At 55.5% G+C, this 21802-nt stretch carries 17 protein-coding genes and 1 pseudogene; 16 read left to right on the top strand and 2 right to left on the bottom strand.

Translation table 11 applies throughout. From position 1 onward, the window contains the following. Positions 1-83 precede the first annotated feature (83 nt). From tal to ACWHWP_RS03745, 3 genes are all read left to right on the top strand, one after another. A complete protein-coding gene (tal, locus tag ACWHWP_RS03735) occupies positions 84-1037 on the top strand; it encodes a transaldolase (RefSeq protein ID WP_023334458.1) in 954 nt (317 codons plus the stop codon). A 110-nt stretch (positions 1038-1147) separates the two neighbouring features. Beyond that, positions 1148-1735, top strand: a complete 588-nt coding sequence (gene mog, locus ACWHWP_RS03740) for a molybdopterin adenylyltransferase (RefSeq protein WP_047346308.1) — start codon at positions 1148-1150, stop codon at positions 1733-1735. A 122-nt stretch (positions 1736-1857) separates the two neighbouring features. Beyond that, positions 1858-3180 carry an MFS transporter gene (locus tag ACWHWP_RS03745; protein WP_447855085.1) on the top strand — a complete coding sequence of 441 codons (1323 nt, stop codon included), beginning with the start codon at positions 1858-1860 and terminating at the stop codon, positions 3178-3180. Here the strand turns inward: ACWHWP_RS03745 and satP are convergent. Further along, positions 3157-3723: an acetate uptake transporter gene (gene satP / locus ACWHWP_RS03750; RefSeq protein WP_047346310.1), complete on the bottom strand. Its 567-nt coding sequence runs from the start codon at positions 3721-3723 to the stop codon at positions 3157-3159. The two genes, ACWHWP_RS03745 and satP, sit on opposite strands and share 24 nt — an antisense overlap. Positions 3724-4019: 296 nt before the next feature. Here satP and dnaK point away from each other — a divergent pair, with 296 nt between their 5' ends. From dnaK to nhaR, 4 genes are all read left to right on the top strand, one after another. After that, complete coding sequence (gene dnaK, locus ACWHWP_RS03755) at positions 4020-5933, top strand: molecular chaperone DnaK (RefSeq protein WP_447855087.1); 1914 nt, start codon at positions 4020-4022, stop codon at positions 5931-5933. Positions 5934-6020: 87 nt separating this feature from the next. Beyond that, positions 6021-7166, top strand: a complete 1146-nt coding sequence (gene dnaJ, locus ACWHWP_RS03760; protein WP_059312605.1) for a molecular chaperone DnaJ — start codon at positions 6021-6023, stop codon at positions 7164-7166. Positions 7167-7337: 171 nt separating this feature from the next. Further along, the gene (nhaA, locus tag ACWHWP_RS03765; protein WP_447855088.1) at positions 7338-8513 is read left to right on the top strand and encodes a Na+/H+ antiporter NhaA; all 1176 of its coding nucleotides are present in this window, start codon (positions 7338-7340) and stop codon (positions 8511-8513) included. A 58-nt stretch (positions 8514-8571) separates the two neighbouring features. After that, positions 8572-9471 carry a transcriptional activator NhaR gene (gene nhaR, locus ACWHWP_RS03770; protein ID WP_059312603.1) on the top strand — a complete coding sequence of 300 codons (900 nt, stop codon included), beginning with the start codon at positions 8572-8574 and terminating at the stop codon, positions 9469-9471. Positions 9472-9528: 57 nt separating this feature from the next. Here the strand turns inward: nhaR and rpsT are convergent, their stop codons facing one another. After that, positions 9529-9792 carry a 30S ribosomal protein S20 gene (gene rpsT, locus ACWHWP_RS03775; protein WP_003856458.1) on the bottom strand — a complete coding sequence of 88 codons (264 nt, stop codon included), beginning with the start codon at positions 9790-9792 and terminating at the stop codon, positions 9529-9531. 101 nt (positions 9793-9893) lie between these two features. Here rpsT and ACWHWP_RS03780 point away from each other — a divergent pair. The 9 genes and pseudogenes from ACWHWP_RS03780 (at position 9894) to carB (ending at position 21801) form a co-directional block, all read left to right on the top strand. Then, positions 9894-10112, top strand: a pseudogene (locus tag ACWHWP_RS03780) (DUF2575 domain-containing protein). Between the two features lie 7 nt (positions 10113-10119). Beyond that, positions 10120-11046 carry a bifunctional riboflavin kinase/FAD synthetase gene (gene ribF / locus ACWHWP_RS03785; protein ID WP_047346314.1) on the top strand — a complete coding sequence of 309 codons (927 nt, stop codon included), beginning with the start codon at positions 10120-10122 and terminating at the stop codon, positions 11044-11046. Between the two features lie 45 nt (positions 11047-11091). Beyond that, positions 11092-13908 carry an isoleucine--tRNA ligase gene (ileS, locus tag ACWHWP_RS03790; RefSeq protein ID WP_059312602.1) on the top strand — a complete coding sequence of 939 codons (2817 nt, stop codon included), beginning with the start codon at positions 11092-11094 and terminating at the stop codon, positions 13906-13908. Further along, positions 13908-14408 carry a signal peptidase II gene (gene lspA, locus ACWHWP_RS03795; RefSeq protein ID WP_047346316.1) on the top strand — a complete coding sequence of 167 codons (501 nt, stop codon included), beginning with the start codon at positions 13908-13910 and terminating at the stop codon, positions 14406-14408. Before ileS ends, lspA begins: the two co-directional genes overlap by 1 nt. Before the next feature lie 118 nt (positions 14409-14526). After that, positions 14527-14976, top strand: a complete 450-nt coding sequence (fkpB, locus tag ACWHWP_RS03800) for an FKBP-type peptidyl-prolyl cis-trans isomerase (protein WP_003856450.1) — start codon at positions 14527-14529, stop codon at positions 14974-14976. A 1-nt stretch (position 14977) separates the two neighbouring features. Then, positions 14978-15928, top strand: coding sequence for a 4-hydroxy-3-methylbut-2-enyl diphosphate reductase (ispH, locus tag ACWHWP_RS03805; protein WP_447855089.1), 951 nt, complete (start codon positions 14978-14980; stop codon positions 15926-15928). A gap of 205 nt (positions 15929-16133) precedes the next feature. Continuing rightward, positions 16134-16955 (top strand): 4-hydroxy-tetrahydrodipicolinate reductase, encoded by an 822-nt coding sequence (dapB, locus tag ACWHWP_RS03810; protein ID WP_063429529.1) that lies wholly within the window; start codon positions 16134-16136, stop codon positions 16953-16955. Between the two features lie 454 nt (positions 16956-17409). After that, positions 17410-18558, top strand: a complete 1149-nt coding sequence (gene carA, locus ACWHWP_RS03815; RefSeq protein ID WP_063429527.1) for a glutamine-hydrolyzing carbamoyl-phosphate synthase small subunit — start codon at positions 17410-17412, stop codon at positions 18556-18558. Between the two features lie 18 nt (positions 18559-18576). Further along, positions 18577-21801: a carbamoyl-phosphate synthase large subunit gene (gene carB / locus ACWHWP_RS03820; RefSeq protein ID WP_023310356.1), complete on the top strand. Its 3225-nt coding sequence runs from the start codon at positions 18577-18579 to the stop codon at positions 21799-21801. Position 21802: the final 1 nt, after the last annotated feature.

Below are 21802 nucleotides of genomic sequence, written 5' to 3' on the forward strand. Positions count from 1 at the left end.
CAAGTAAACCTGTCATTTTTCCGCTGCAGGCATGCTGTCGGTAGCGTGAATTATCCAGGGCACGTTAAAAGAGAAACACTATCATGACGGATAAATTGACCTCCCTTCGTCAGTTCACCACTGTCGTAGCTGACACCGGAGATATCGCGGCAATGAAGCTGTACCAGCCGCAGGATGCCACAACTAACCCTTCTCTGATTCTTAACGCCGCACAGATCCCTGAGTATCGCAAACTGATTGACGACGCAGTGACCTGGGCGAAAGCACAGAGCAACGACCGCGCGCAGCAGGTTGTGGATGCCACTGATAAACTGGCAGTAAACATCGGTCTGGAAATTCTGAAGCTGGTTCCTGGCCGTATCTCTACTGAAGTAGATGCGCGTCTGTCCTACGACACCGAAGCGTCTATCGCGAAAGCAAAACGTCTGATCAAAATGTACAACGATGCGGGCATCAGCAACGACCGTATCCTGATCAAACTGGCTTCTACCTGGCAGGGCATCCGCGCTGCAGAGCAGCTGGAAAAAGACGGTATCAACTGTAACCTGACCCTGCTGTTCTCCTTCGCGCAGGCGCGTGCCTGTGCAGAAGCCGGCGTGTACCTGATTTCTCCATTCGTAGGCCGTATTCTGGACTGGTACAAAGCCAACACCGACAAGAAAGAGTACGCACCAGCTGAAGATCCAGGCGTGGTTTCCGTGACTGAAATCTACGAATACTACAAACAGCACGGCTATGAGACTGTGGTTATGGGCGCAAGCTTCCGTAACGTCGGTGAAATCATCGAGCTGGCTGGCTGTGACCGCCTGACCATCGCGCCTGCACTTCTGAAAGAGCTGGCTGAAAGCGAAGGTACCCTGGAGCGTAAACTGTCCTACACCGGTGAAGTGAAAGCACGCCCTGAGCGCATCACTGAATCCGAGTTCCTGTGGCAGCACAACCAGGATCCAATGGCAGTAGACAAACTGGCGGACGGTATCCGTAAGTTTGCTGTTGACCAGGGCAAACTGGAAAAAATGATCGGCGACCTGCTGTAATCATCCTGCGTGACCGGGCTCCCGGTCACGCGTCTTCCTTCGTACCCTGTCTGAATCTCCTCTCTGCGTGTATCATTCCCTTTAATCAGTACTCTTTGAATGGAATGGATATGAATACCTTACGCATCGGCTTAGTGTCGATTTCTGACCGCGCCTCCAGCGGTGTTTACCAGGATAAAGGCATCCCCGCTCTGGAAGAGTGGCTGGGCAACGCGCTGACTACCCCCTTTGAAATTCAGACCCGCCTGATCCCAGACGAACAGCCGATCATTGAGCAGACGCTTTGTGAGCTGGTTGATGAGATGAGCTGCCATCTGGTGCTGACCACCGGGGGAACGGGGCCTGCCCGCCGCGATGTGACGCCGGACGCGACGCTGGCTATCGCAGATCGTGAAATGCCGGGCTTTGGCGAACAGATGCGCCAGATCAGTCTACACTTTGTCCCGACGGCCATTCTCTCCCGTCAGGTAGGCGTAATCCGCAAACAGGCGTTGATTCTGAACCTGCCGGGCCAGCCGAAGTCGATCAAAGAGACGCTGGAAGGGCTGAAAGCGGAAGACGGCAGCGTCATCGTGCACGGTATATTCGCCAGTGTACCGTATTGTATACAGCTGCTGGAGGGGCCGTACGTTGAGACGGACGAGAAAGTGGTAGCAGCTTTTCGTCCTAAAAGCGCACGCCGCGAAACAATCTCCTGAAAATAACAATTATGTGACATTAGCTGAAGCGGCGATGGCGTGGTAAGGTTTTTACGATATAGTAATTTTTTCTTTACGATAGCTGTAAAAATAAATCCACAACAAAAGCTAAATGGTTCGCTATGTCACATAACACCCGACCTCTGAATCGACAGGACTATAAAACTCTCACGCTCGCGGCCTTAGGCGGCGCGCTGGAGTTTTACGATTTCATCATCTTCGTCTTCTTCGCCGCCGTGGTGGGGGAGCTCTTCTTCCCGGCGGATATCCCCGAGTGGCTGCGTCAGGTACAAACCTTCGGCATTTTTGCCGCAGGGTATCTGGCGCGTCCGCTGGGCGGCATTGTGATGGCGCACTTTGGCGACCTGGTAGGGCGTAAGAAGATGTTTACCCTCAGCATTCTGCTGATGGCCGTACCCACGCTGGCCATTGGTCTGCTGCCCACCTATGCCTCACTGGGCATCCTTGCTCCTTTGCTGCTGTTGCTGATGCGCGTGCTTCAGGGCGCGGCGATTGGCGGTGAAGTGCCGGGCGCGTGGGTATTCGTGGCGGAACATGTTCCGGCGCGCCGGATTGGTATTGCCTGTGGAACCTTAACGGCGGGCCTGACCATCGGGATCTTGCTGGGGTCGGTGGTGGCGACGATTGTCAACACCAGCATGACGCCGCAGGCCGTGCACGACTGGGGCTGGCGTGTTCCGTTCCTGCTGGGCGGGGCGTTTGGTCTGGTAGCGATGTATCTGCGTCGCTGGCTGCAGGAGACACCGATTTTCCTGGAGATGCAGCAGCGCAAAGCGCTGGCGCAGGAGCTGCCGGTGAAAGCCGTCGTGGTACGCCATAAAAAAGCGGTAGTGGTGTCGATGCTTCTTACCTGGCTGCTTTCGGCGGGCATTGTCGTGGTGATATTAATGTCGCCGGTTTGGCTGCAGAAACAGTATGGATTCGCCCCGGCGGTGACGCTGCAGGCAAACAGTATCGCGACCATTATGCTCTGCTTTGGCTGTCTTGCTGCCGGGCTGGCCGTCGACCGTTTTGGCCCGAGCCTGACCTTTATCATAGGCAGCCTGCTGCTGGCGGCGTCCAGCTGGGCATTTTATCACCTGGCGGGTAGCCATCCTGAACAGCTGTTTGTGTTGTACGGTGTGGTGGGGCTGTGCGTCGGGGTTGTCGGCGCGGTGCCGTATGTCATGGTACGTGCGTTCCCGCCAGAGGTTCGCTTCACCGGCATCTCGTTCTCTTACAACGTGTCGTATGCCATTTTTGGCGGACTGACGCCGATCGCGGTCACGGTGCTGATGGGCGTATCACCGATGGCACCCGCCTGGTATGTTCTCGCGCTTTCGGTCATGGGGCTGGTATTGGGAATTTGGCTTCGGCAGGCATGGGGATGTCGTGCCCGCGTGGCGGGCACGACAGAGGAATCAGTGTTTTTCACCAATCGGTAGAATGGTGCGGTCAAACTGCTCGTTCAGCACTTCACCCATTGCCAGGTAGATAGCGCTTGCGCCGCAAACCAGACCAATCCAGCCTGCAACGTGAACGATGCCTTCGTTATCCACAAGGTGACCAATCGCCAGCAGGGCGAACAGTACGGTCAGGCTCAGGAAGACGAACTGCAGCGCGCGGTTACCTTTCAGGGTGCCGAAGAACATGAACAGGGTGAACACGCCCCACAGGCCCAGGTAAACGCCCAGGAAGTGGGCGTTTGCCGCGTCTGCCAGGCCCATTTTAGGCAGCAGCAGAATAGCAACCAGGGTCAGCCAGAAAGAGCCATAAGAGGTGAAGGCGGTTAAGCCGAAGGTGTTGCCTTTCTTATATTCCAGCAGGCCCGCGAAGATTTGCGCGATACCGCCGTAAAAAATGCCCATTGCCAGGATGATGCCATCCATCGGGAACATCCCGATATTGTGCAGGTTCAGCAGGATAGTGGTCATGCCAAAACCCATCAGGCCCAGCGGAGCCGGATTAGCCAACTTAGTGTTGCCCATAAGTCCTCAAAAAAATCATCATTAATATGGTGAAATGGTTAAACCCGCGTCAGTTCTCCCTGACGGGGCGCGGCATCATAATGGGCGCAATCGATGGCGTCTATGATCTCATCGGGGTGAAATTAAAAATTTTTTTATCCTTCCCCCTTGATGGACGACGTTGCGACCCCATCTTGTAAGCAACCGCAGTGTGTGGACCTGAAAAAAATCAAATCTGGGCAGTTGAAAAAGCACGTTCTGCCCTTATTACAGGTACACAACCACATGTTGACTGAATTTTTAGTGGAGACGTTTAGATGGGTAAAATTATTGGTATCGACCTGGGTACTACCAACTCTTGTGTAGCGATTATGGATGGCACTACTGCACGCGTGCTGGAGAACGCCGAGGGCGATCGCACCACGCCTTCTATCATTGCTTATACCCAGGATGGTGAAACTCTGGTTGGTCAGCCGGCTAAACGTCAGGCAGTGACAAACCCGCAAAACACCCTGTTTGCGATTAAACGCCTGATCGGTCGCCGCTTCCAGGACGAAGAAGTTCAGCGTGACGTTTCCATCATGCCTTACAAAATCATCGCGGCAGATAACGGCGATGCATGGCTTGATGTGAAAGGCACCAAAACTGCACCACCGCAGATTTCTGCTGAAGTGCTGAAGAAAATGAAGAAAACCGCTGAAGATTACCTGGGTGAGCCGGTAACTGAAGCTGTTATCACCGTTCCTGCATACTTCAATGATGCTCAGCGTCAGGCAACTAAAGATGCTGGCCGTATCGCAGGTCTGGAAGTAAAACGTATCATCAACGAACCAACCGCGGCTGCGCTGGCTTACGGTCTGGATAAAGAAGTGGGCAACCGCACTATCGCAGTTTACGACCTCGGCGGTGGTACCTTCGATATCTCTATTATCGAAATCGACGAAGTTGACGGCGAAAAAACCTTCGAAGTTCTGGCAACCAACGGTGATACCCACCTGGGTGGTGAAGACTTCGATACCCGTCTGATCAACTACCTCGTTGACGAGTTCAAGAAAGATCAGGGCATTGACCTGCGTAACGACCCGCTGGCTATGCAGCGCCTGAAAGAAGCCGCTGAGAAAGCGAAGATCGAACTGTCTTCCGCTCAGCAGACCGACGTGAACCTGCCGTACATCACTGCAGACGCGACCGGTCCTAAACACATGAACATTAAAGTGACCCGTGCGAAACTGGAAAGCCTGGTAGAAGACCTGGTGAACCGTTCTATCGAGCCGCTGAAAGTTGCCCTGCAGGACGCTGGTCTGTCCGTCTCTGACATCCAGGACGTTATCCTGGTTGGTGGTCAGACGCGTATGCCAATGGTTCAGAAGAAAGTGGCTGAGTTCTTTGGTAAAGAGCCACGTAAAGACGTTAACCCGGACGAAGCGGTTGCTATCGGTGCTGCGGTTCAGGGTGGCGTACTGACTGGTGAAGTGAAAGACGTACTGCTGCTGGACGTTACTCCGCTGTCTCTGGGTATCGAAACCATGGGCGGTGTGATGACTCCACTCATCAACAAAAACACCACCATCCCGACGAAGCACAGCCAGGTGTTCTCTACCGCTGAAGACAACCAGTCTGCGGTAACCATCCATGTGATTCAGGGTGAGCGTAAGCGTGCGGCGGATAACAAATCTCTGGGTCAGTTCAACCTGGACGGTATTAACCCGGCACCGCGCGGCATGCCGCAGATCGAAGTGACCTTCGACATCGATGCTGACGGTATCCTGCACGTGTCTGCGAAAGACAAAAACAGCGGTAAAGAGCAGAAGATCACCATTAAGGCATCTTCTGGTCTGAACGAAGCTGAAATCGAAAAAATGGTTCGCGATGCCGAAGCTAACGCTGAATCCGACCGTAAGTTCGAAGAGCTGGTTCAGACCCGTAACCAGGGTGACCATCTGCTGCACAGCACCCGTAAGCAGGTTGAAGAAGCAGGCGATAAACTGCCAGCGGAAGACAAGACTGCTATCGGAGCTGCACTGAGCGCGCTGGAATCCTCACTGAAAGGTGAAGACAAAGCGGATATCGAAGCGAAGATGCAGGAGCTGGCGCAGGCTTCTCAGAAGCTGATGGAAATCGCTCAGCAGCAGCACGCTCAACAGCAGGCGGGCGCTGACGCTTCGGCGAACAACGCGAAAGACGACGACGTTGTCGACGCTGAGTTCGAAGAAGTTAAAGATAAAAAATAATCGCCCTGATGCAGGGTAATTAATCGGCACGGGCGTAGGAGAACTCTCCACGCCCGTGCTCGCATGTTAAGGGGCTTAAAAAAACCAATGGCAAAGCAAGACTATTACGAGATTTTAGGCGTTCCGAAAACTGCGGAAGAGCGTGAAATCAAAAAGGCGTATAAGCGCCTGGCCATGAAATTCCACCCGGACCGTAACCAGGGTGACAAAGAGGCTGAAGCCAAATTTAAAGAGATCAAAGAAGCCTACGAAGTCCTGACCGATGCACAAAAACGTGCGGCCTATGACCAGTATGGTCACGCAGCCTTTGAACAGGGCGGCATGGGCGGCGGTGGATTCGGCGGCGGCGGCTTTGGCGGCGGCGCTGACTTCAGCGATATCTTTGGCGATGTGTTTGGCGATATCTTCGGCGGTGGCCGTGGTCGTCAGCGCGCGGCGCGCGGCGCGGACCTGCGCTACAACATGGAGCTGTCGCTGGAAGAGGCCGTTCGCGGCGTCACCAAAGAGATCCGTATCCCGACGCTGGAAGAGTGTGACGTCTGCCACGGCAGCGGCGCGAAAGCGGGCACCCAGCCGCAGACCTGTCCGACCTGTCACGGCTCTGGTCAGGTACAGATGCGTCAGGGCTTCTTCGCCGTACAGCAGGCCTGTCCTCACTGTCACGGTCGCGGTACGCTGATTAAAGATCCGTGCACCAAATGCCACGGCCACGGCCGCGTTGAGAAAACCAAGACCCTGTCCGTTAAAATCCCGGCTGGCGTGGATACGGGCGACCGCATCCGTCTGGCTGGTGAAGGTGAAGCCGGCGAACACGGCGCACCGGCAGGCGATCTGTACGTTCAGGTGCAGGTGAAACAGCACGCTATCTTCGAGCGCGAAGGGAACAACCTGTACTGTGAAGTGCCGATCAACTTCGCGATGGCTGCCCTCGGTGGCGAAATCGAAGTACCTACGCTGGATGGCCGCGTCAATCTGAAGATCCCGGGTGAAACCCAAACCGGTAAGCTGTTCCGCATGCGCGGGAAGGGCGTGAAATCCGTTCGCGGTGGTGCGCAGGGCGACCTGCTGTGCCGCGTCGTCGTGGAAACGCCGGTCGGCCTGAACGATAAGCAGAAACAGCTGCTGAAAGAGCTGCAGGAAAGCTTTGGCGGCCCGACGGGTGAGAAAAACAGCCCACGCTCCAAAAGCTTCTTCGATGGCGTCAAAAAATTCTTCGATGATTTGACCCGCTAATCGGTTAGCAGGTTTCATTTGCAAAAGCCCGGAAGTGATTCCGGGCTTTTTCTATTTGTGGGTATTGCTCGGTAAAACTGAATCTATACTCAATATTAATCTGTTTTTGCCGAGTTATAGGGCTTGGTATTATGGTTTTATCGAGGTATTGTTGTAAAAGAGAGAATTAAAGTGAAATTACTACACCGTTTTTTTAGCAGTGAAGCGTCCGGTGGCGTGATCCTGATTATTGCCGCTGCGGCCGCGATGGTGCTGGCAAACGTCGGCTTTACCCGCGATCTGTATCATGCTTTTCTGGAAACGCCCGTCGAGCTGAAGGTCGGGGCGCTGGAAATCAACAAGAACATGCTGCTGTGGATCAACGATGCGCTCATGGCGGTGTTTTTCCTGCTGGTCGGGCTTGAGGTGAAGCGTGAGCTGGTACTGGGCTCGCTTGCCAGCCGCCAGCGTGCGGCGTTTCCGGTGATTGCCGCGCTCGGTGGGATGGTGGTTCCGGCGCTGCTCTTCCTGGCGTTCACCTGGCAGGATCCGATTGCACGTCACGGCTGGGCAATCCCGGCAGCAACGGATATCGCTTTTGCGCTCGGGGTGCTGGCACTACTGGGAAGCCGCGTGCCGGTTGCCCTGAAAATCTTCCTGATGGCGCTGGCGATCATTGATGACCTGGGCGCCATTGTGATTATCGCGCTGTTCTACACCAGCGATCTGTCGATTCTGTCTCTGAGCGTGGCCGCAGGAGCGATTGCGGTCCTGGCGCTGCTGAACGTCTTTAATGTTCGCCGCATCGGTATCTACATCCTCGTGGGGATGGTGCTGTGGACCGCGGTGTTGAAATCGGGCGTGCATGCCACGCTGGCAGGCGTGATTGTCGGTTTCTTCGTGCCGCTTAAGCCGCAGGAGGGCAAATCACCCGCTAAACAGCTGGAGCATGTCCTGCATCCGTGGGTTGCCTTTATGATCCTGCCACTGTTTGCGTTTGCCAACTCGGGCGTTTCCCTCGGCGGCGTTACGCTGGACGGGCTGACGTCCGTGCTGCCGCTGGGCATTATTGCCGGGCTGTTTATCGGTAAGCCGCTGGGCATTAGCCTTTTCTGCTGGCTGGCGACGAAGCTGAAGCTGGCTTCATTGCCGCACGGCACCACGTTTACGCAGATTATGGCCGTTGGCGTGCTGTGCGGAATCGGGTTTACGATGTCGATCTTTATCTCGACGCTGGCGTTTGGCGCGCATGCGCCTGAGCTTATCGTCTGGGCTAAACTCGGCATTCTCATCGGGTCATTACTGGCCGCGGTGATCGGTTATACCTTATTGAAGGTGAAATTGTCCGGACAGGCCGTCCAGGCATAACGGAAAGCCGGGAGGAGGGGATCCTTCTCCCGATACACACTCAGGGAGAGAAGACGCGATGTCTCATTTAAATTACAACCATCTTTACTACTTCTGGCACGTCTACAAACAGGGCTCGGTGGTCGGGGCGGCAGAGGCCCTTTACCTGACGCCGCAAACCATCACCGGGCAGATCAAGGCGCTGGAAGAACGTTTGCAGGGCAAGCTGTTCAAGCGTAAGGGGCGTGGGATTGAACCCAGCGAACTGGGCGAACTGGTTTTCCGCTACGCGGATAAAATGTTCACCCTAAGCCAGGAGATGCTGGATATCGTCAACTACCGCAAAGAGTCGAACCTGCTCTTTGATGTCGGCGTGGCGGACGCGCTGTCCAAGCGGCTGGTGAGCGGCGTGCTGGATGCGGCCGTGGTAGAAGATGAGCAAATCCACCTGCGCTGCTTTGAATCCACTCACGAGATGCTGCTGGAACAGCTGAGCCAGCACAAGCTGGACATGATTATCTCGGATTGTCCGATCGACTCCACGCAGCAGGAAGGGCTGTTCTCGGTGAAGATTGGTGAATGCGGCGTGAGCTTCTGGTGTATTAACCCGCCGCCGGAAAAACCCTTCCCGGCCTGCCTGGAAGAGCGTCGCCTGCTGGTACCAGGAAGACGTTCCATGCTGGGACGCAAGCTGCTGAACTGGTTTAACTCACAGGGGCTGAACGTTGAGATCCTCGGCGAATTCGACGACGCGGCGCTGATGAAAGCCTTTGGCGAAGCGCACAATGCTATCTTCGTTGCACCGACGCTGTACGCGCACGATCTCTATTCAGATAACAGGATTACGGAGATTGGTCGGGTCGATAACGTGATGGAAGAGTATCACGCGATTTTTGCGGAAAGGATGATTCAGCACCCGGCGGTGCAGCGTATCTGTAACCGTGACTACTCGGCGCTGTTTACACCACCGGCAATCTGAAGGCATAAAAAAACCCGCGTTAAGCGGGTTCTTTAAACAAGCAACAACAAGTAGCGATTAAGCCAGTTTGTTGATCTGCGCGGTCAGGTTTGCTTTATGACGCGCTGCTTTGTTTTTGTGGATCAGACCTTTAGCAGCCTGACGATCCACGATTGGTTGCATTTCGTTAAATGCGTTCTGCGCTGCAGCTTTATCGCCAGCTTCAATTGCTGCGTATACTTTCTTGATGAAGGTACGCATCATAGAGCGACGGCTTGCGTTGTGCTTACGAGCCTTTTCAGACTGAACGGCACGTTTCTTAGCTGATTTGATATTAGCCAAGTCCAACTCCCAAATATGATCTATGTGGACAATTCAAAGGCCGAGGAATATGCCCTCTTTGCCTTCTTTTGTCAATGGATTTGTGCAAATAAGCGCCGTTAATTAGCGACGCTACGTTACGTAGTGATGGCGCAGGATTCTACCAGCTTGTCTTCTCTGAATACAGCCTTTCGGCATAAAAATCGCAGTTCACGAGCAGATTTTTTCGCTGCGAAAGGTCAGCCTGATGAAATCATTACGGCTTTCTGTTTTGCACGAACAATCGCCGGTTAACCTTAACCGCTGTACAAGGTATACTTTGGCGATTTTCACTGTTTTGAGCCAGACATGAAGCTGATACGCGGCATACATAATCTCAGCAGAGCACCGCACGGGTGCGTGCTGACAATTGGTAATTTCGACGGCGTGCATCGTGGTCATCAGGCGCTGTTGCAGGGATTGCGTAAAGAAGGGGAGGCCCGCGGCCTGCCCGTGGTAGTGATGATTTTCGAACCGCAGCCGCTGGAGCTGTTCGCGGGCGATAAATCTCCCGCCCGTCTCACCCGCCTGCGCGAGAAGCTGCGCTATCTGGCGGAGTCCGGCGTGGACTACGTATTGTGCGTACGTTTCGATCGTCGCTTTGCCGCGCTGACAGCACAAAATTTTGTCAGTGACCTGCTGGTTGAGCGTCTTGGCGTGCAGTTTCTTGCCGTGGGGGATGATTTCCGCTTTGGCGCTGGTCGTCAGGGTGATTTCTTGCTATTACAGAAGGCTGGCCTGGAATACGGCTTTGACGTCACCAGTGCGATGACCTTCTGTGAAGGCGGCGTGCGCGTCAGCAGCACGGCAGTACGTCAGGCGCTGGCCAATGATGAACTGGATACGGCAGAAACCCTGCTGGGGCATCCGTTCACCATTTCAGGCCGCGTTGTCCATGGCGACGCGCTCGGCCGCACCATTGGTTTCCCGACGGCGAATATACCGCTGCGTCGTCAGGTTTCCCCGGTTAAAGGGGTCTATGCGGTAGAAGTGGCAGGACTGGGCGATAAGCCATTTTATGGCGTCGCCAACATTGGTACGCGTCCTACCGTCGCCGGTGTGCGTCAACAGTTAGAAGTGCACCTGCTGGACGTTGTAATGGACCTTTATGGTCGCCATATAGATGTGATACTGCGTAAAAAAATACGCAACGAGCAGCGATTTGGTTCGCTGGATGAACTCAAAGCGCAAATTGCGCGTGATGAATTGACGGCCCGCGAGTTTTTTGGGCTTTGAACCCGGCTTAAATGCCTACGTGATAAATACGGAACCGAGAATCTGATGAGTGACTATAAATCAACCCTGAATTTGCCGGAAACAGGGTTCCCGATGCGCGGCGATCTCGCCAAGCGCGAACCGGGAATGCTGGCGCGTTGGACCGATGATGACCTGTACGGCATCATTCGTGCAGCCAAAAAAGGCAAGAAAACCTTCATTCTGCATGATGGCCCTCCATATGCGAATGGCAGCATTCATATTGGTCACTCGGTTAACAAGATTCTGAAAGACATTATCGTGAAGTCCAAAGGCCTCACGGGATATGACTCGCCTTACGTTCCGGGCTGGGACTGCCACGGTCTGCCGATCGAGCTGAAAGTAGAGCAAGAGTTTGGCAAACCGGGTGAGAAATTCACCGCCGCAGAGTTCCGTGCGAAATGCCGCGAATACGCAGCCACGCAGGTTGACGGTCAGCGCGCTGACTTCATCCGTCTGGGCGTATTGGGCGACTGGTCGCACCCGTACCTGACCATGGACTTCAAAACTGAAGCCAACATCATCCGAGCGTTGGGTAAAATCATCGGTAACGGCCACCTGCATAAAGGTGCTAAGCCCGTGCACTGGTGCGTGGACTGCCGTTCTGCGCTGGCTGAAGCGGAAGTGGAGTATTACGACAAAACCTCTCCGTCTATCGACGTGGCGTTCCACGCGGTGGATCAGGATGCGGTGAAAGCTAAATTTGGCGTCTCCTCGGTAAACGGCCCGATCTCGCTGGTGATCTGGACCACCACCCCGTGGACCCTGCCAGCCAACCGCGCGATCTCCCTGTCCGGTGAGTTCGAATATGCGCTGGTGCAGGTAGAAGGTCAGGCAGTTATCCTGGCGAAAGATCTGGTTGAGAGCGTGCTGAAACGCGCAAATATCACCGACTACACCGTGCTGGGCACCGTGAAAGGTGACGCGCTGGAGCTGATGCGCTTTAAACACCCGTTCCTGGACTTCGATGTTCCGGCGATCCTCGGCGACCACGTCACCCTGGACGCGGGTACCGGTGCGGTACATACCGCCGGTGGCCACGGTCCTGACGACTACAGCATCAGCCTGAAGTACGGTCTGGAAATCGCTAACCCGGTGGGCCCGGACGGCTCTTACCTGCCTGGCACCTACCCGGCGCTGGACGGTATCAACGTCTTTAAAGCCAACGACATCATCGTGGATATGCTGCGCACCAGCGGCGCGCTGCTGCACGTAGAGAAAATGCAGCACAGCTATCCGTGCTGCTGGCGCCACAAAACGCCGATCATCTTCCGTGCGACCCCGCAGTGGTTCATCAGCATGGATCAGAAAGGCCTGCGTGCGCAGTCCCTGAAAGAGATCAAAGGCGTGCAGTGGATCCCTGACTGGGGCCAGGCGCGTATCGAATCCATGGTCGCTAACCGTCCTGACTGGTGTATCTCCCGTCAGCGTACCTGGGGCGTGCCGATGTCTCTGTTCGTGCATAAAGAGACGCAAGAACTGCACCCGAACACCCTGGAACTGATGGAAGAAGTGGCGAAACGCGTCGAAGTTGACGGTATTCAGGCGTGGTGGGATCTCGACTCCCGCGACATCCTGGGCGCTGACGCAGACAGCTACGAGAAAGTGCCGGATACCCTGGACGTGTGGTTCGACTCCGGGTCTACCCACTCCTCCGTGGTTGACGTGCGTCCGGAGTTTTCCGGTCACGCCGCCGACATGTATCTGGAAGGGTCTGACCAACACCGCGGCTGGTTCATGTCATCCCTGATGATTTCCACCGCCATGAAAGGCAAAGCTCCTTACCGTCAGGTACTGACCCACGGCTTCACCGTGGATGGTCAGGGCCGCAAGATGTCCAAATCTATCGGTAACACCGTTTCTCCGCAGGATGTGATGAACAAACTGGGCGCAGATATTCTGCGTCTGTGGGTGGCCTCCACCGACTACACCGGCGAAATGGCGGTATCTGACGAGATCCTGAAACGTGCTGCCGACAGCTATCGTCGTATCCGTAACACCGCGCGCTTCCTGCTGGCGAACCTGAACGGGTTTGATCCGGCAAAAGACATGGTGAAACCGGAAGAGATGGTCGTGCTGGACCGCTGGGCGGTAGGCTGCGCGAAAGCGGCGCAGGACGATATCCTGAAGGCCTATGAGTCTTACGACTTCCACGAAGTGGTGCAGCGCCTGATGCGCTTCTGCTCCATTGAGATGGGCTCGTTCTACCTCGACATCATCAAAGACCGCCAGTACACCGCGAAAGCGGACAGCGTGGCGCGTCGCAGCTGCCAGACCGCGCTGTTCCACATCGCAGAAGCGCTGGTTCGCTGGATGGCGCCGATCATGTCCTTCACCGCGGATGAAATCTGGGGCTATCTGCCGGGCGACCGCGAGAAATATGTCTTCACCGGCGAATGGTACGAAGGTCTGTTCGATCTCTCCAGCACTGAAGCGATGAACGATGCCTTCTGGGACGAGCTGCTGAAAGTACGTGGCGAAGTGAACAAGGTTATCGAGCAGGCGCGTGCTGACAAGAAAGTCGGTGGTTCTCTGGAAGCAACGGTCACGCTGTACGCGGAACCGGAGCTGGCGGCTAAACTGACGGCGCTGGGCGATGAATTACGATTTGTCCTGTTGACCTCCGGCGCGAAAGTTGCGGATTATGCCGAAGCTTCTGCTGATGCTCAGCAGAGCGAGCTGCTCAAAGGACTGAAAGTCGCGCTGAGCAAAGCCGACGGTGAGAAATGCCCGCGCTGCTGGCATTACACTACCGATGTCGGTCAGGTGGCGGAACACGCAGACATCTGCGGACGCTGTGTAAGCAACGTCGCCGGTGACGGCGAAAAACGTAAGTTTGCCTGATGAGTAAAACTCTCTGTTCAACAGGACTGCGCTGGCTGTGGCTGGTTGTGGTGGTGCTGATTATCGATCTGGGCAGCAAGTTCCTGATCCTCCAGAATTTTGCTCTGGGGGATACGGTCCCGCTGTTCCCGTCGCTTAACCTGCACTACGCGCGTAACTACGGCGCGGCGTTCAGTTTCCTGGCCGACAGCGGTGGCTGGCAGCGCTGGTTCTTTGCGGGTATCGCTCTCGGTATCTGCGTGATCCTGGCAGTGCTGATGTACCGCTCGAAGGCGACGCAAAAGCTGAATAACATCGCCTACGCGCTGATCATTGGCGGCGCGCTGGGCAACCTGTTTGACCGCCTGTGGCACGGCTTTGTGGTCGATATGATCGACTTCTACGTCGGCGACTGGCACTTCGCGACCTTTAACCTCGCCGATAGCGCAATTTGCATCGGTGCGGCGTTAATCGTGCTGGAAGGCTTCCTGCCGAAACCAGCCGCGAAAGAGCAGGCGTAAGCATCAATGCCGGGTGACGCGTAGCTTACCCGGCCTACCGAATATGCCGACACTTGTAGGCCGGGTAAGCGCAGCGCCACCCGGCACACAGGCGAGACAACATTAAAGAGCAATGTGTATGTCTAAATCCGTACAGAGCAACAGCGCAGTTCTCGTTCACTTCACGCTGAAACTGGATGATGGCTCAACGGCTGAATCCACCCGAAATAACGGCAAGCCGGCCCTGTTTCGTCTTGGCGATACCTCTCTGTCTGAAGGCCTTGAACAGCAGCTTCTGGGTCTGAAAGAGGGTGAGAAAAAAGCCTTTTCGCTGGAGCCGGATGCCGCGTTTGGTGTCCCGAGCCCGGACCTGATCCAGTATTTCTCGCGCCGTGAGTTTATGGATGCGGGTGAACCGGAAATTGGGGCGATTATGCTCTTTACCGCTATGGACGGCAGCGAAATGCCTGGCGTGATCCGCGAAATCAACGGCGACTCGATTACCGTTGACTTCAACCATCCGCTTGCCGGGCGTACCGTTCATTTTGATGTTGAAGTGCTGGAAATCGATCCTGCACTGGAGGCCTGAAATGCAGATCCTGTTGGCTAACCCGCGCGGCTTCTGCGCCGGTGTAGACCGCGCTATCAGCATTGTTGAAAACGCGCTGGAAATTTACGGCGCGCCGATTTATGTGCGTCACGAAGTGGTGCACAACCGCTACGTGGTCGACAGCCTGCGCGAGCGCGGCGCCATCTTTATTGAACAAATCAGCGAAGTTCCGGACGGTGCGATCCTGATTTTCTCCGCGCACGGCGTCTCTCAGGCGGTACGGAACGAAGCGAAAAGCCGCGATTTGACCGTGTTCGATGCCACCTGCCCATTAGTCACGAAAGTGCATATGGAAGTGGCGCGCGCCAGCCGTCGTGGTGAAGAGTCGATTCTGATTGGCCATGCCGGTCATCCGGAAGTCGAAGGCACCATGGGCCAGTACAGCAACCCGGAAGGGGGGATGTATCTGGTTGAGTCGCCTGAAGATGTGTTAACGCTGAACGTAAAAAATGAAGCCCGTCTGTCGTTTATGACCCAGACCACGCTCTCCGTAGACGATACCTCGGACGTGATTGACGCCCTGCGTCAGCGTTTCCCGAAAATCGTCGGTCCGCGTAAGGATGACATCTGCTACGCAACCACTAACCGTCAGGAAGCGGTGCGTGCCCTTGCTGAACAGGCGGATGTGGTGCTGGTGGTCGGCTCCAAAAACTCGTCTAACTCCAACCGTCTGGCCGAACTGGCACAGCGGATGGGGAAAGCGGCTTTCCTGATTGATGACGCATCGGATATTCAGGAAGCGTGGGTTAAAAACGCGGCCTGCGTGGGCGTAACGGCAGGGGCTTCCGCGCCGGATATACTGGTACAGAATGTCATTACTCGTCTGCAGGAGCTCGGCGGTGGCGAAGCGGTGCCGCTGGAAGGACGTGAAGAGAACATCGTTTTCGAAGTCCCGAAAGAACTGAGAATTGGTGCCCGCGAAGTCGAATAGTCCCTTTTCTGATGAAAGGCCAGCACCTCCTGTGCTGGCCTTTTTTTTACCCGTTACTTTATCGTGACGACAAAATCATGTCTTTTACTGATATTTAAGTCGGTTTCACGTTAAATTCTAATTATCGGTGTTTTCAGTTGGCAGTGCTTCTCAAGGCTGGTTAATCTGAAAACGGTTTACATCATTTTAACGTAAGAGAATAACTATGCATGATGCACAGATCCGTGTCGCTATTGCGGGCGCGGGTGGACGTATGGGCCGTCAGCTGATTCAGGCGGCGCTACAGATGGATGGTGTGGCACTTGGCGCGGCGCTGGAACGTGCAGGTTCATCACTACTTGGCACCGATGCGGGTGAGCTGGCGGGCGCAGGCCACACGGGCGTAACCGTGCAGAGCAGCCTGGAGGCGGTAAAAGATGACTTTGACGTGTTCATCGATTTTACGCGCCCTGAAGGCACATTGAATCACCTGGCGTTTTGCCGTCAGAACGGTAAAGGGATGGTGATTGGCACCACCGGTTTTGACGAGGCGGGTAAACAAGCCATTCAGGAGGCATCAAACGAGATTGCGATCGTCTTCGCTGCCAACTTTAGTGTAGGCGTTAACGTGATGCTGAAGCTGCTGGAAAAGGCGGCGAAAGTGATGGGCGACTATACCGACATTGAAATTGTTGAAGCGCATCACCGCTATAAAGTCGACGCGCCATCAGGCACGGCGCTGGCAATGGGCGAAGCGATTGCTTATGCAATGGATAAAGACTTAAAAGACATCGCGGTCTATTCTCGCGAAGGTCATACGGGCGAACGCGTTCCGGGATCCATTGGTTTCGCAACGGTGCGAGCAGGCGATATCGTCGGCGAACATACCGCGATGTTCGCCGATATCGGCGAACGTGTAGAGATCACGCATAAGGCATCTAGCCGAATGACATTTGCAAATGGCGCAGTGCGCTCCGCGTTGTGGTTGAAAGGCAAGCGTAATGGTCTTTTTGATATGCGAGATGTACTCGATCTCAACAATTTGTAAGCATTATTACCCATCGTGATGTGGTTATTGCAGTCGTAATATATTGATTGCATAGGGCAATAATTTATTGCCCTTTTATTTTGTCTTCTTTGTGGGTGTTATTAAGTTAAAGCTTTAAAACAATATCTCTTCTCTCTGTTTTACGTTGCGTAATTGTAAATTTTGACCATATGGTCCACTTTTTATTGCCCCGCGCACGAAATTTCCGTTAAACTTACCGCGCAAGCGTTTTCCAGAATGATTTGCCTGATCTTTTTGCCCGTTAAATCGCATTCCAGCCGCCAGGCTCGCAAAAGACTAAACAAAATATCCGTTTTAAGTTGACTTTTACCCACCAAATCCCCAGAATGCCGCCGTTTGCCAAAAATCCGCTGGCAACACATTTGCATTGATTCATGACATGGTTATGAATTAATATGCAAATAAAGTGAGTGAATATTCTCTGGAGGGTGTTTTGATTAAGTCAGCGCTATTGGTTCTGGAAGACGGAACCCAGTTTATCGGTCGGGCCATAGGGGCAACGGGTTCGGCGGTTGGGGAAGTCGTTTTCAATACTTCAATGACCGGTTATCAAGAAATCCTCACTGATCCCTCCTATTCTCGCCAAATCGTTACTCTTACTTATCCTCATATCGGCAATGTCGGCACCAATGCGGCTGACGAAGAGTCCTCTCAGGTACATGCGCAAGGCCTGGTCATTCGCGACCTGCCGCTGATTGCCAGCAACTTCCGCAACACCGAAGACCTCTCTTCCTACCTGAAACGCCATAACATCGTGGCGATTGCCGATATTGATACCCGTAAGTTAACGCGTCTGCTGCGCGAGAAGGGTGCACAAAACGGCTGCATCATCGCAGGTGATAACCTCGATGCGGCCCTGGCGCTGGAAAAAGCGAAAGCCTTCCCGGGCCTGAACGGCATGGACCTGGCGAAAGAAGTGACTACCGCTGAAGCCTACAGCTGGACGCAGGGTAGCTGGACGCTGGAAGGCGACCTGCCGGAAGCGAAAAAAGAGAGCGAGCTGCCGTTCCACGTGGTGGCTTACGATTTCGGCGCCAAGCGCAACATCCTGCGCATGCTGGTTGACCGCGGCTGCCGCCTGACGGTGGTGCCAGCGCAGACCTCTGCTGAAGACGTACTGAAGATGAACCCGGACGGCATCTTCCTCTCTAACGGCCCAGGCGACCCGGCTCCTTGTGACTACGCCATCGCTGCCATCAAGTCCTTCCTGGAAACAGACATTCCGGTATTCGGCATCTGCCTCGGCCACCAGCTGCTGGCTCTGGCGAGCGGTGCGAACACCGTTAAGATGAAGTTCGGCCACCACGGTGGTAACCACCCGGTGAAAGACATTGATAACAACACGGTGATGATCACCGCGCAGAACCACGGTTTCGCCGTCGATGAGACCTCCATGCCGGCTAACCTGCGCGTGACACATAAGTCGCTGTTCGATGGCACCCTGCAGGGTATCCACCGTACCGATAAGCCAGCATTCAGCTTCCAGGGCCACCCTGAAGCCAGCCCGGGCCCACACGATGCCGCGCCGCTGTTCGATCACTTCATCGAACTTATCGAGCAATACCGTAAGACCGCTAAATAATCAGGAGCCGAGAAGACAATGCCAAAACGTACAGACATAAAAAGCATCCTGATTCTTGGCGCTGGCCCGATCGTCATCGGCCAGGCCTGCGAATTTGACTATTCCGGTGCGCAGGCGTGTAAAGCCCTGCGCGAAGAGGGTTACCGCGTTATCCTGGTCAACTCTAACCCTGCAACCATCATGACCGACCCGGAAATGGCTGATGCAACCTACATCGAGCCGATTCACTGGGAAGTGGTACGCAAAATCATCGAAAAAGAGCGTCCGGACGCGGTACTGCCGACCATGGGCGGCCAGACGGCGCTGAACTGTGCGCTGGAGCTGGAGCGTCAGGGCGTGCTGGAAGAGTTCGGCGTGACCATGATTGGCGCAACCGCCGACGCGATTGATAAAGCAGAAGACCGTCGCCGCTTCGACGTGGCGATGAAGAAAATCGGCCTCGACACCGCGCGTTCCGGCATCGCACATAATATGGAAGAAGCGCTGGCCGTCGCGGCTGACGTGGGTTATCCGTGCATCATCCGTCCATCCTTCACCATGGGCGGCACCGGCGGCGGTATCGCCTACAACCGCGAAGAGTTCGAAGAGATTTGCGAACGCGGTCTGGATCTCTCCCCAACCAAAGAGCTGCTGATTGATGAGTCTCTGATTGGCTGGAAAGAGTACGAGATGGAAGTGGTGCGTGATAAAAACGACAACTGCATCATCGTCTGCTCCATCGAAAACTTCGATGCGATGGGGATCCACACCGGCGACTCCATCACCGTTGCGCCAGCGCAAACGCTGACCGACAAAGAGTATCAAATCATGCGTAACGCCTCGATGGCGGTACTGCGTGAAATCGGCGTAGAAACCGGCGGCTCAAACGTGCAGTTCTCCGTGAACCCGAAAACCGGCCGTCTGATTGTTATCGAAATGAACCCGCGCGTGTCCCGTTCCTCCGCGCTGGCTTCCAAAGCGACCGGCTTCCCGATCGCCAAAGTGGCGGCGAAGCTGGCGGTAGGCTACACCCTCGACGAACTGATGAACGACATCACCGGTGGCCGCACCCCGGCGTCCTTCGAGCCGTCCATCGACTACGTTGTGACCAAAATTCCACGCTTCAACTTCGAGAAATTCGCCGGTGCGAACGACCGTCTGACCACCCAGATGAAATCCGTCGGCGAAGTGATGGCGATTGGCCGCACGCAGCAGGAATCCCTGCAGAAAGCGCTGCGCGGCCTGGAAGTCGGTGCGACCGGCTTTGACCCGAAAGTAAGCCTGGACGACCCGGAAGCGCTGACCAAAATTCGCCGCGAGCTGAAAGACGCGGGCGCTGAGCGCATCTGGTACATCGCCGATGCCTTCCGTGCGGGCCTGTCCGTGGACGGCGTGTTCAACCTGACCAACATTGACCGCTGGTTCCTGGTGCAGATTGAAGAACTGGTGCGTCTGGAAGAACAGGTGGCTGAGCTGGGTATCACCGGTCTGGACGCTGACTTCCTGCGCGTGCTGAAGCGTAAAGGCTTCGCCGATGCGCGTCTGGCTAAGCTGGCGGGCGTGCGCGAAGCGGAAATCCGCAAGCTGCGCGACCAGTATGACCTGCACCCGGTTTACAAGCGCGTGGACACCTGTGCGGCGGAATTTTCAACCGACACCGCGTACATGTACTCCACCTATGAAGACGAGTGCGAAGCTAACCCGTCCGTCGACCGCGACAAGATTATGGTGCTGGGCGGCGGTCCAAACCGTATCGGCCAGGGCATCGAGTTCGACTACTGCTGCGTACACGCCTCGCTGGCGCTGCGCGAAGACGGTTACGAGACCATCATGGTCAACTGTAACCCGGAAACGGTCTCGACCGACTACGACACCTCTGACCGCCTCTACTTCGAGCCGGTGACGCTGGAAGACGTGCTGGAAATCGTGCGCATCGAGAAGCCAAAAGGCGTTATCGTGCAGTACGGCGGCCAGACCCCGCTGAAGCTGGCGCGCGCGCTGGAAGCGGCAGGCGTGCCGGTTATCGGTACCAGCCCGGATGCGATTGACCGTGCGGAAGACCGCGAGCGTTTCCAGCAGGCGGTTGACCGTCTGAAGCTGAAACAGCCGGCGAACGCCACCGTCACCGCCATTGAGATGGCCGTTGAGAAGGCTAAAGAGATTGGTTACCCGCTGGTGGTGCGTCCTTCCTACGTGCTGGGCGGCCGCGCGATGGAAATCGTTTATGACGAAGCCGACCTGCGTCGCTACTTCCAGACGGCGGTGAGCGTCTCCAACGATGCGCCAGTGCTGCTCGACCGCTTCCTCGACGACGCGGTAGAAGTGGACGTTGACGCCATCTGCGACGGCGAAATGGTGCTGATTGGCGGCATCATGGAGCATATCGAGCAGGCGGGCGTGCACTCAGGCGACTCGGCCTGTTCTCTGCCAGCGTACACCCTGAGCCAGGAAATTCAGGACGTGATGCGCCAGCAGGTGCAGAAGCTGGCCTTCGAGCTGCAGGTTCGCGGTCTGATGAACGTTCAGTTCGCGGTGAAAGACAACGAAGTCTACCTGATTGAAGTGAACCCGCGCGCGGCGCGTACCGTCCCGTTCGTCTCTAAAGCCACCGGTGTTCCGCTGGCGAAAGTGGCGGCACGCGTGATGGCGGGCCAGACGCTGGCGCAGCAGGGCGTGACCAAAGAAATTATTCCACCGTACTACTCGGTGAAAGAAGTGGTGCTGCCGTTCAACAAATTCCCGGGCGTTGACCCGCTTTTAGGGCCAGAAATGCGCTCCACCGGGGAAGTGATGGGCGTGGGCCGCACCTTCGCAGAAGCCTTCGCGAAGGCGCAGCTGGGCAGTAGCTCCACCATGAGAAAATCAGGCCGTGCGCTGCTCTCCGTTCGCGAAGGCGACAAAGAGCGCGTGGTTGACCTGGCCGCCAAGCTGCTGAAGCAGGGCTTCGAGCTGGATGCGACCCACGGTACGGCGATTGTGCTGGGTGAAGCCGGTATCAACCCGCGTCTGGTGAACAAGGTGCATGAAGGTCGTCCGCACATTCAGGATCGCATCAAGAATGGCGAATATACCTACATCATCAACACCACCGCAGGCCGCCAGGCGATTGAAGACTCCAAGCTGATTCGCCGCAGCGCGCTGCAGTACAAGGTGCACTACGACACCACCCTGAACGGCGGTTTCGCTACGGCCATGGCGCTGAACGCGGATGCCACCGAGAAGGTGATTTCAGTGCAGGAAATGCACGCGCAGATTAGCAAGTAAG

It is taken from the genome of Enterobacter sp. WI-ESBL-E8 (assembly GCF_053364895.1).

Excerpts from the sequence above, each read along its gene's own strand:
- carB (WP_023310356.1), top strand. The coding sequence starts at position 18,577 with ATGCCAAAACGTACAGACATAAAAAGCATCCTGATTCTTGGCGCTGGC.
- satP (WP_047346310.1), bottom strand. The coding sequence starts at position 3,723 with ATGGGCAACACTAAGTTGGCTAATCCGGCTCCGCTGGGCCTGATGGGT.
- dnaJ (WP_059312605.1), top strand. The coding sequence starts at position 6,021 with ATGGCAAAGCAAGACTATTACGAGATTTTAGGCGTTCCGAAAACTGCG.
- ileS (WP_059312602.1), top strand. The coding sequence starts at position 11,092 with ATGAGTGACTATAAATCAACCCTGAATTTGCCGGAAACAGGGTTCCCG.
- ACWHWP_RS03745 (WP_447855085.1), top strand. The coding sequence starts at position 1,858 with ATGTCACATAACACCCGACCTCTGAATCGACAGGACTATAAAACTCTC.
- nhaR (WP_059312603.1), top strand. The coding sequence starts at position 8,572 with ATGTCTCATTTAAATTACAACCATCTTTACTACTTCTGGCACGTCTAC.
- lspA (WP_047346316.1), top strand. The coding sequence starts at position 13,908 with ATGAGTAAAACTCTCTGTTCAACAGGACTGCGCTGGCTGTGGCTGGTT.
- dnaK (WP_447855087.1), top strand. The coding sequence starts at position 4,020 with ATGGGTAAAATTATTGGTATCGACCTGGGTACTACCAACTCTTGTGTA.
- ispH (WP_447855089.1), top strand. The coding sequence starts at position 14,978 with ATGCAGATCCTGTTGGCTAACCCGCGCGGCTTCTGCGCCGGTGTAGAC.
- fkpB (WP_003856450.1), top strand. The coding sequence starts at position 14,527 with ATGTCTAAATCCGTACAGAGCAACAGCGCAGTTCTCGTTCACTTCACG.
- dapB (WP_063429529.1), top strand. The coding sequence starts at position 16,134 with ATGCATGATGCACAGATCCGTGTCGCTATTGCGGGCGCGGGTGGACGT.
- tal (WP_023334458.1), top strand. The coding sequence starts at position 84 with ATGACGGATAAATTGACCTCCCTTCGTCAGTTCACCACTGTCGTAGCT.
- mog (WP_047346308.1), top strand. The coding sequence starts at position 1,148 with ATGAATACCTTACGCATCGGCTTAGTGTCGATTTCTGACCGCGCCTCC.
- ribF (WP_047346314.1), top strand. The coding sequence starts at position 10,120 with ATGAAGCTGATACGCGGCATACATAATCTCAGCAGAGCACCGCACGGG.